10 protein-coding genes, 1 tRNA gene and 1 pseudogene are annotated in these 9,781 nt (G+C 58.6%); 4 read left to right on the forward strand and 8 right to left on the reverse strand.

Annotated elements, in window-relative coordinates; all coding sequences use genetic code 11:
• Positions 1-17: 17 nt before the first annotated feature.
• Both J3349_RS08920 and J3349_RS08925 read right to left on the reverse strand, forming a co-directional pair.
• Positions 18-347: an acylphosphatase gene (locus tag J3349_RS08920; protein ID WP_207677166.1), complete on the reverse strand. Its 330-nt coding sequence runs from the start codon at positions 345-347 to the stop codon at positions 18-20.
• 7 nt (positions 348-354) lie between these two features.
• The gene (locus J3349_RS08925) at positions 355-2,010 is read right to left on the reverse strand and encodes a putative manganese-dependent inorganic diphosphatase (RefSeq protein ID WP_158395502.1); all 1,656 of its coding nucleotides are present in this window, start codon (positions 2,008-2,010) and stop codon (positions 355-357) included.
• 281 nt (positions 2,011-2,291) lie between these two features.
• Here J3349_RS08925 and J3349_RS08930 point away from each other — a divergent pair, with 281 nt between their 5' ends.
• Both J3349_RS08930 and J3349_RS08935 read left to right on the forward strand, forming a co-directional pair.
• Entirely contained in the window at positions 2,292-3,650 is a 1,359-nt protein-coding gene (locus tag J3349_RS08930) for an MATE family efflux transporter (RefSeq protein ID WP_207677167.1), read from the forward strand.
• 69 nt (positions 3,651-3,719) lie between these two features.
• Complete coding sequence (locus J3349_RS08935) at positions 3,720-4,736, forward strand: ATPase P (protein ID WP_158401062.1); 1,017 nt, start codon at positions 3,720-3,722, stop codon at positions 4,734-4,736.
• 50 nt (positions 4,737-4,786) lie between these two features.
• On the opposite strand, the gene J3349_RS08940 is transcribed toward J3349_RS08935, so the two are convergent.
• The 3 genes from J3349_RS08940 to J3349_RS08950 all read right to left on the reverse strand — a co-directional run bounded on the left by J3349_RS08940 (position 4,787) and on the right by J3349_RS08950 (position 7,838).
• Complete coding sequence (locus J3349_RS08940; protein ID WP_207677168.1) at positions 4,787-6,154, reverse strand: MATE family efflux transporter; 1,368 nt, start codon at positions 6,152-6,154, stop codon at positions 4,787-4,789.
• Between the two features lie 392 nt (positions 6,155-6,546).
• Positions 6,547-7,299 (reverse strand): carboxymuconolactone decarboxylase family protein, encoded by a 753-nt coding sequence (locus J3349_RS08945; protein ID WP_207677169.1) that lies wholly within the window; start codon positions 7,297-7,299, stop codon positions 6,547-6,549.
• A complete protein-coding gene (locus J3349_RS08950) occupies positions 7,299-7,838 on the reverse strand; it encodes a flavodoxin family protein (protein ID WP_207677170.1) in 540 nt (179 codons plus the stop codon). Before J3349_RS08950 ends, J3349_RS08945 begins: the two co-directional genes overlap by 1 nt.
• A 117-nt stretch (positions 7,839-7,955) precedes the next feature.
• Here J3349_RS08950 and J3349_RS08955 point away from each other — a divergent pair, with 117 nt between their 5' ends.
• Positions 7,956-8,423, forward strand: coding sequence for a MerR family transcriptional regulator (locus tag J3349_RS08955; protein WP_207677171.1), 468 nt, complete (start codon positions 7,956-7,958; stop codon positions 8,421-8,423).
• Positions 8,424-8,461: 38 nt separating this feature from the next.
• Here the strand turns inward: J3349_RS08955 and J3349_RS14065 are convergent.
• The 3 genes and pseudogenes from J3349_RS14065 to J3349_RS08965 form a co-directional block, all read right to left on the reverse strand.
• Positions 8,462-8,572: pseudogene (locus J3349_RS14065) on the reverse strand (DUF6061 family protein); the annotation flags it as partial.
• A gap of 59 nt (positions 8,573-8,631) precedes the next feature.
• A tRNA-Arg gene (locus J3349_RS08960) sits at positions 8,632-8,708 on the reverse strand.
• 67 nt (positions 8,709-8,775) lie between these two features.
• A complete protein-coding gene (locus J3349_RS08965; protein WP_207677172.1) occupies positions 8,776-9,549 on the reverse strand; it encodes a type III pantothenate kinase in 774 nt (257 codons plus the stop codon).
• On the opposite strand from J3349_RS08965, the gene J3349_RS08970 reads away from it, so the two are divergent.
• Positions 9,548-9,781 (forward strand): hypothetical protein (locus J3349_RS08970; protein WP_207677173.1); only part of this gene is annotated, 234 nt, incomplete at its 3' end. The genes J3349_RS08965 and J3349_RS08970 overlap by 2 nt on opposite strands.

A 9,781-nucleotide genomic window follows, 5' to 3' on the forward strand; every position in this document is an offset into this window, starting at 1 on the left:
GTGTTTATAAGAGGCGTTTACCAGCAGCCGCGCACCCGGAAATCCCGCTCCCATGGGTCGGGGGCGAGGTCGCGCTGGCGGATGGAAGTAATCTGGATATAGTCGCTGCGCTGGATGAGGGCGAACAGCTTGAGGAAGAGGGCCGGGTCGCCCTGCACCTCCAGCGTGACCGAGCCGTCGTCCTCGTTCTCCACCCAGCCGGTGAGGCCAAGGCTCTGGGCGGCGTACCGGGCGCGGTAGCGGAAGCCCACGCCCTGCACCTGCCCTTCGATGGAGTACCGCCGCCGGACGGTGCCCTCGGGCAGGGCGGGGGGCTGGCGGTCCTTTTCATTCAGAAAATCAAACATAAGCGGCTTACAGCTCCTGATATGCGCTCATCAGGGCGGGGATGAACTGCTTTTTGCGGCTGACGACGCCGGGCAGCGTCCAGCTGCCGTCCTCTTCCGGCTCCTTCTCGAAGCCGCTGCGCAGCATCTCGTCGGCATGACGGCCGGTGCAGATGACGACGCTCTCTTCCTTCGGCACATCGGTCAACAGCATATAGAGGTCCTCCACGTTCTGCTTGCCGCAGGCTTCGGGCAGATAGGGGGTGAGCAGCTTCTGGGCCGCTTTCAGGTTCTTGCGGGTCATGTAGCTGCCCTGCGCCACGCCGAAGCGGACGTCGCCGCACATGAACACCTTGAAATCCTGCAGGAAGACTTCCTCCGGGGTCTTGCCGTCCAGCTTCTCGCCGGCCTCGAACATCTCGGAGGCAAAGGCGTCGATCTCGACGCCCGCGATTTTGGCGAGGCGGTTGGCGGTGGAGACATCGACGGGAGTGCAGGTGGGGCTGCGAAAGACCAGCGTATCCGAGAGGATGGCCGCCAGCAGCAGACCGGCGATCTGAGGCCGTATCTCGACGCCGTTCTCATCGTACATCTGGGTGATGATGGTGGCGGTGCAGCCTACGGGCTGGTTGCGGAAATAGACCGGGCCGCTGGTCTCAAGGCTGCCGATGCGGTGGTGGTCGATGATCTCCAGGATCTCAGCCTGGTCGAAGCCCTCCACGGCCTGGGTGGCCTCGTTGTGATCCACCAGGATGATGCGGCGCTTGCGCAGGGCGATGATGTTGCGGCGGCTGACCATGCCGCAGTACTTGCCGTCCTCGTCGAGGATGGGAAAGTAGCGGTGGCGCACCTTGGCCATCACGCGGGTGACGTCTGCCACCGGGGTGACGAGGGTGAATTTCATGATGTCGTCGCGGGTCATATAGTAGGAGATGGGGGCGCACTGGCTCATGAGCTTGCCGGCGGCGTAGGTGTCGCAGGGGGCGGTCATGATGGCGACGCCGGTCTCTTCGGCGATGCGCTGGATGGTGCGGCCCACCTTGGCGCCGTTGCAGATGATGAGGAGGGATGCTTCCTTCTCGATGGCGCACAGCTGGCTCTCATAGCGGTTGGTCAGGATGACGATGTCGCCCTTTTCGACGTTGTTTTCCAGCATCTCGGGGGTGGCAGTGCCGATTTTGATATGACCGGTGGTGCAGACGGCGTTCTCGTTGCCGACGACCATGGTGCCGCCGAGGGTCTCGAGGATATTTTTATAGGTGGTGCGGCTGGTGGCAAGCACACCGGTGTCGAACACGTCCATGTTGGCAGTCGCAATGTCCTTCACGGTGATGATGCCTTCCAGCTCGTTGTCGGCGCTCGTGATGGGCAGGGTGTCGATCTGCTGGTCGCGCATGATCTCCCATGCCTTGCGCAGACTGGTGGAGCCGGGGATGCCGGGCATCTCGCGGTAGTCCACATCACGGATCTTCGGGTTGACGTCGGTACACATCCGGGGCGGTGCGACGCCGAACCGCTTGAGCACGAATTCCGTCTCCTGGTTCATCCGTCCGGCCCGGCGGGCCTCGCAGACGAGGGAGCTTGTCTTATTTTTCAGCTCTGCGTATGCAATGGCAGAGCAGATAGAGTCGGTGTCCGGGTTGCGATGTCCGATGACCACGACTTTATGGGCTGTCTTTGGCATAGATTCCTTCCCCCTTGTGGGTCTTGGGTTGTCCTTCTTATCATGATACCGGAGCGCCGTTTTGTCCGCGTCCCTGCACGGCGCGGAAAAGAGCAGCCCTCTGGTAACTTTCATTGTAACACAAGATGGAATGGGGGTAAAGTGGCGCAGAGGAGCAGGATTCTTAAAATTTTGAGAGATTCTTGTATACATCTTCTTGCCTTTTGGGGAAAGGCGCTGTATCATAGGGATAAGTCTGTATACTTTGAAAAAGCCCCTTCGGGGGCGGCGCGGAGGAGCGAATGACGAGCACAAAATTTGAAACGAAGCCTTTGTTTACCCGCCAGCAGCTGACGGCCCTGCTGCTGCCGCTCATTGCGGAGCAGGCCCTGAGCGTGACCATCGGCCTGGCCGATACCCTCATGGTGTCGTCGGTGGGCGAGGCGGCGGTGTCGGGCGTGAGCCTTGTGGACACCTTCAACACCCTGATGATACAGATCATGACGGCGCTGGCCACCGGCGGCGCGGTGGTCGCCAGCCAGTACATCGGTCATCGGGAGGAGAAGAGCGCCCGGGCTGCTGCCGCACAGATCATGTTCATCATGTCCAGCTTCAGCATTCTTGTGGCAGCGGTGGTCGTGGTGGGACGCCACGCCATCCTGCGGGGCATCTTCGGCTCCATCGACGCCGATGTGATGAAGTACGCCGAGACATATTTCCTGCTGTCGGCCTTGAGCTACCCTTTCATCGGCCTGTATAACGCAGGCGCGGCCCTCTTCCGGGCGCAGGGCAACAGTAAGATCAGCATGATGTCCAGCCTTGTGATGAATGTCGTCAACATCGGCGGCAATGCCATCCTCATCTTTGGCTTCAAGATGGGCGTCATGGGTGCGGCGCTGGCCAGCCTCGTCTCCCGCGCGGTGGCCTGCTGTGCCGTCCTCTTCCTGCTCCAGAAGCCGGATTGTATGCTCCGCGTCACCGGCCTGTCGGCTCTGAAGCCGGACGGAAAGCTCATCCAGCGCATCCTGCGGGTGGGCATCCCGGCGGGCATCGAGAACGGGATGTTCCAAATCGGCAAACTGTCGGTGGCCAGCCTCACCAGCACCCTCGGCACCGCCGCCATCGCGGCCAATGCCGTGGCCAACACCACCAGCACCTTCCTGAACATCCCGGCCAGCGCCGTCGGCATGGCGGTGCTCACGGTGGTGGGCCAGTGCCTCGGTGCAGGCGAGAAAGAGCAGGCTGTCTGGTATGCCCGCCGTCTGCTGCTGGTGGCCTACTGCGGTGCCTGGGTCATGAACCTGTCGGCCTTCTTCTTCGCCGACCGCTGGGCGCTGTCCTGGTTCAGCCTCTCGCCGGAGGCTTCGGCCATGGCGCTGGAAGTCATGATGTGGTTCAACATCGTCTCCCTCTTCTTCTGGCCCTCCAGCTTCACCCTGCCCAACATCCTCCGCGCAGCCGGCGACGCCAGCTTCACCATGACCGTCAGCATCGTGTCTATGTGGGTGTTCCGCGTGGGCTTCTGCTACCTGTGGGTCCTGAAGATGGGCGGCGGACTGCTCAGCATCTGGATGGGGATGTATCTCGACTGGGCGTTCCGCTCCATCTGCTTTACGGTGCGTTTTGTCCGGGGAAAATGGCTCGAGCAGAAGGTCATCTGAAACTTCCTCTTGCTTTTTTCGGCTCAGAGTGGCAGAATGAGAAAAAGAAATGGAAGAAGGGGATTCTCTATGCTGTTTCATCCTGCACAACTGGGCCTCGCCCATCTGGACAAAGCAACGCTGGAAGCCGATAAGAAAGCCTGCAAAAAGATCGGCCCCTGCGGCGTGGGCAAAAAGGCCCTCTACCTCAACAGCTTTTACATCGACCGCCGGTATTATCTGCCCTATGGCAGCATCAGCCGTGTGTTTAAGCGGGTGGCTATGAGCCAGGGAGGCTTCTCCGGCAAGGGCATGTTTGCCTCGATGGCTTACCTCGTGGTGGAGTACGACGGCGGCAAGCAGAAGCAGTGCAACTTCAAGGACGAGCGGGATGTGGATGCCCTGCTGGAAGTTCTGGCGAAAGAACAGCCCAACATCCCGCGTCTGAGCGCCGCAGGCGAGGCGGAAATTGCCCGCCAGAAGGCCGAGAAAGCCGCCCGGAGGCTGCCCCAGCTCTCGAAAGAGGCAGAGCAGAGCGTGGGCCAGCTCAAGCGCGCATCGGACTACCTCGCCAGGAAACCGGAGCTTGCCAAAGAGCTCAGCGCTGCCGAGCGCCGCAAGCGCGCCCAGCTGCAGAGCAAGCCGGTGTATAAATATGTGGCCCTCACCATCAGTCTGTTCGGCGTGGTGTCTGCGGCCTATGGCATCCAGAGCATCATCAACCACACCGGAAACTACGGTATCTACTTTGCGCTGTTCGGCTTTGCGGCCATCTTCCTTTTCTCCAGCTACAACATGATGCCTACGGCCCACAACAACCATAATGCTATCATGAAGCGTGCCGACAGGGCCGAAGCGGCCATGGCCGAGTACATCAAAGCCTATCCCGGCGGGAACTTCCCGGTGCCGGACATTTACGCTCACCCTGTGGTGCTCAAGCAGATGACCGATGCTCTTCAGGAGGGCCGGGCCGTCACTCTGCCCGAAGCTCTCGAGGCTGTGAAGAACCGCCTCAAAGAGGTCAACGCCGACGTTCAGGTGGAGCAGGAAGAGTACGATGAGATCGTCCAGATCAAGGCCATGTTCCTCAACCACGATTATCAGTAACGAAAGAAAGAAATGCCATCGCCGCGAGGCGATGGCATTTTTGTGTTTTATCAGACTTCTGCGGGCTGGGGCTGAGTGAATATCTTCATGCTGTCCTTGTAGGCGTGGATGAAGTAGACGATCTCTGCGATGGCGGTCAGCGTCCAGGAGCAGGGGTAGAGCAGGTAGAGCGAGGGGATGGTATGGAAATGGGCGAAGATGGTGTAGACCCAGATGACCCGGAACACGCAGGAGCCGAGGACGACGATGACAGTCGGCACTACTGTCTTGCCCAGACCGCGGGAGGCCGCGATGGTGCAGTCCATGAAGGCCGAGATGCAGTAGGCAAAGCCCATGACGCCCACACGCTTCATGCCGGCGTCGATGACGGCGCCCTCGGTGGTGAAGAGGGCGAGGAACTGCCGCCCGAAGATGAACAGCGAACCGCCCAGCACAAGGCCGACGCCGAAGGAGTAGGCGAGGGCGATGAAGTAGCTCTTCTTCACGCGGTCAGGCTTGCCCGCGCCGTAGTTCTGACTCATGAAGCTGGCGCAGGCCATATAGAACGCGGCCATTGCGTCGTATATCATGTTGTCGGCGTTGGCGGCGGCGGAGTTGCCCTTGACCATGAGGGAGTCAAAGGAGTTGACACCGGCCTGGATGAAGAGGTTTGCAATGGCGAAGACGGCGTTCTGGAATCCGGCGGGCAGGCCCAGCGCGAGGATGCGCTGGGTGGTGGCAGGGTCGAGGGCGACCTTGTGGAAGTCCAGGGCGTAGCAGTCCTGCACGCGGGTCAGCGCCCGCAGAACGAGGAAGGCCGAGACGCACTGGGAAATGGCACTTGCCAGCGCGACGCCCATCACGTCCAGATGGCAGACGATGACGAAGAAGAGGTTGAGCAGGATGTTCAGCGCGCCCGCGATGCACAGGTAGTACAGCGGCTTTTTCGTCTCGCCAATGGCGCTGAAGATGGCGTTGCCGTAGTTATAAAGAGCCAGCGCCGGCATACCGAGGAAGTACACCCGCAGGTAGAGCACGGCGCCGGGGTAGAGGTCTTCTTTGGTGTTGAGCAGGTGGAGCAGGGCCGGAGAACCCAGCAGGCCGATGAGCAGGAGCAGTACGCCGGCGGCGATGCTGACCAGCAGAGCCGAGTGGACGGTCTTCTCCACATCGTCGGCATGGCGCGCACCGTAGAACCGGGCCACCAGCACGTTGATGCCGTTGCTCAGACCGATGAGAAAACCGGTGAACAGGGTGACGAAGATGCTGGTGGAGCCTACCGAGCCGAGGGCCGTGGAGCCTGCGAACCGGCCCACCACAGCCACGTCCGACATATTAAAGAGCACCTGCAGCAGATTGGACAGGACCAGCGGCAGGCTGACCAGGAGGATCTGTTTGGCCAGAGGCCCTTCGGTCAGAGACTTTGCGGATGAACTCATAGTTTCTTTTTTCCTTTTCTTATCCCAAAACAGTACCCGCGCACACCGGGGCACAAGCTCTATTATAAAGATGTTTTTGCTTTTTGCAATATGAAAAGATAGCCCTCTGACAATAGAAAAAGGGCTGCTGCAAAATAGCTCCAACAAAAATGAGATAGACTTCTCCAACTACCCGGCCATCCTTGCCGGCTGGAACAGCGAGGAAGTCCAAAGAGAATTTGCCGCGTGGCAGGCGGAACAGGCTTATCATACCCCCAGCAAAGAGAAACAGAGCGTTCCCGATGGGGAACGCTCTGTTGTACATATCGTTATTGTTCGTGGATTTTTCAGGGTGCGTCCGCAGGGCGCACCCTGTTTTTGTTTCATCATGGTTGGGTGTGCGTCAAAACGCATCACCGTAACTCCTTATAGGTTTCTTCCGGCACCGGCTCGCACCACTCGTTAGAGGTGCCTTCGCCGGGTACTTCCACTGCCAGATGAGAGAACCAGCAATCGGGTGCAGCACCATGCCAGTGCTTGACCTCCGGGGGAATATTTACCACATCGCCCGGATGCAGCTCCTGCGGCGCTTTGCCCCATTCCTGATAGTAGCCCCGGCCTGCCACGCAGACAAGGATCTGTCCGCCGCCCTTTGCGGCATGGTGGATGTGCCAGTTGTTCCGGCAGCCCGGCTCAAAGGTGACGTTGTAAATGCCAACCTGTGCGGTGGACAGGGGTGCCAGATAGCTTTTTCCGCTGAAATACTGCGCAAAACCGTCGTTGGGTGCGCCGATGGGGAACACCATTTCGCTCTGGTGCTTTGCCTTGGCATCCTCTGCAGCGTCCTCTGCCCAGACTTCCTTTGCCATGCGGAAAGCCGCCCACGCCTTGGGCCAGCCTGCATAAAACGCCGCATGGGTCAGGATCTCTGCAATCTCAGTCCGGGTAATACCGTTGTTTTTCGCTGCCGTCAGGTGATACCGAAACGAGGAGTCCGTCAGTCCCTGCGCCATCAGTGCTACCACCGTCACAAGGCTGCGGTCCCGGAGGGAGAGTTTATCCTCTCGGCTCCACACCTGCCCGAATAGTACCTCATCGTTAAGTTCTGCAAATTTTGGTGCAAATTCGCCCAGAGCATCCCGCCCTGCTGTCTGTTTTACTGCCATTATACGTTCCTCCCCATCTCGTAAGCCTGTGCCATTGCAGAGGTGTTTTGCACCGCACCCGGCTCATAGACACCGCCTGCTACAAGGACTCCCTTTTCCACGGCTCCTTCCACGCAGTCTGCATAGCCCCGGAAGCAGGCCAGCGTAGTGTCCGCAGAGGATTTTTCCTCGTCTGCCATAGTGGTGATGTAGTAGAATTCCTTGTCTTTGACCTCAAGCCACCGTGCCACGGTACGGTCGATCACTGCCTTCAACTGGGCGCTGATGGAGTAGAAGTATACCGGGCTTGCCAGCACAATGACATCGGCATCGATCATCTTTTGCAGGATGTCTGCCATATCATCCTTGTGGACGCAGGCTCCGCCGTGGGTGCTGCAGTAGTAGCAGCCGGAACAGGGAGCCACCTTTTTCTCAGCGACCCGGATCTTTTCTGCTTTATGCCCGGCATCCTGTGCTCCACGCAGAAATTCGTCGCATAGAATGTCAGAGTTGCCGCCCTTCCGGGGACTGCCAGACAAAATCAATACCTTCTTGCTCATAGGAACCTCCTTGACAGCGGGGTGCATCCGCATTATGATGTTGATAAAGTTTGATTTTATCATACAACTTAAAGCGTACTTTAAGTCAAGGGCTTTTTGAAAAAACGGAGGTTTCAGATGATCTATACCGTAGGTGAAATGGCACAAAAGCTGGGCGTACCTGCCTCCACCCTGCGCTACTACGACAAAGAAGGGTTACTTCCCTTTGTGGAGCGTTCCTCCGGCGGCATTCGGATGTTTCGGGAAAACGACTTCGAGTGGCTGCAGGTCATCCGCTGCATGAAAAAAGCCGGAATGTCCATCAAGGATATCCGGCAGTATATCGAGCTTTCCATGCAGGGAGACGACACCATTGACACCCGGCTGGAAATGTTCCGGCATCAGCGGGAGGTGCTCACCCAGCAGATCCAGCAGTTACAGCACACGCTGGAGACCGTGGAGTATAAATGCTGGTTCTATGAAGCCGCCAAAGCCGCTGGGACGGTAGATGTCCCCGGTGCAATGACCGATGCGGATGTGCCGGAGCAGTTCCGTGCCATCCGGCAGGAGCTTCGGGGACAGAAGATGCCGAATATCGAAAAATAAGAAATGCCGTTCCAGTTGCTTTGGGAACGGCATTTTTCTTAATCTTCTAACCCATGGCTCCCGGTTACGTTTTTCAAGTATCCCTCCGGGTCACCGTTCAGAATCAGGTCTGCATACGCCAGCGGGTCATTGTAGATGAGATAATTCAGTAGAAAACAAAAAATCCGAACCCTTCTCCCATTGAGAAAAGGTTCGGATTTCCATTGTTTGGTGCGACCGGGAGGATTCGAACCTCTGGCCTTCCGGGTCGGAGCCGAACGCTCTATCCAGCTGAGCTACGATCGCACGATTTGTACTGATGAATCAGTACAATATAGTATAGCACAGCCTCTTGCAAAATGCAAATAAAACTTCAGCGGCGATTCCGCAGCCAGATGCAGTACAGGCCGTCCGTGATGAGCGTCTCACGGTAGAGGATGGGCGTGCGGCAGGCGTCCCGGATGGCCGTGGGCAGATTGCCGGTGGCGTAGAACTTCGTCTCAGGGCCAAGCTCGGCGCAGAAATGGTCAGCCAGCCCGTCCAGCATCCCGGCAGTGCCGAGGATAAAGCCGTTCTGCAAGCAGGCGGCGGTGTTCTTGCCCAGTACGGAGGCGGGCGCAGGCGCGGAGAGGTCGATTTGAGGCAGCTGGGCGGTGTTCTGCACCAATGCAGCCAGCGAAAGCTGCGGCCCCGGCAGGATGACACCGCCTACAAGTTCCTGTTTCCCGTTGACAGCCATCAGGGAGATAGCTGTGTCAGCAGAAATGACCACCAGAGGCCCAGAACCCTCAGCCAGTGCGGCCACCGCGCCGCAGAGCAGTTCGGCACCCAGCTGGGCGGGATTGTCCAGCCGGAGGCGGATGCCGCTCTTGAGTCCCGGCCCGACGGTCAGGATGCGCACCGGGCAGAGCATCTGCAAAGCGGCTAGCACCCGCCCCGTCAGCGCAGGCACCACGCTGCCCAGAATGCCGCCCTCAATTTGTTCTGGCGAAGCGCCGTGGAGCGAAAGCAGATTCAGCAGCCGCAGGCCGTATTCATCGACGGTGGCCGCGGGGTCGGTGTGGAGCCGTCCGCAGAATTTCAGATCGTCGTGCTCGTAGCCGCCAATGGTGATGTGGGTGTTGCCGAGATTGACGGTAAGTATCATGGTTGGTGCCTCCCTGCTTGCTTATAATGTATATATAATATATAACACCTTCGTCTCCCCTTGGCAAGGGGAGACGCTGCGGCCATGGCCGCAGCGGAGGGGTTGGGGCCTACAGGAAGATGAATTTTGGAGAAAGAAGAAAAAACCTGAAAAAACTTGCAAAAAAGTGTTGACATCTGGCCCGGCATATGGTATTATACTTGAGCGCCAAGCGCTGAGACAAAAGAATGAC

This window comes from Faecalibacterium sp. Marseille-P9590 (genome assembly GCF_017377665.1).
Taxonomy (GTDB): domain Bacteria; phylum Bacillota; class Clostridia; order Oscillospirales; family Ruminococcaceae; genus Faecalibacterium.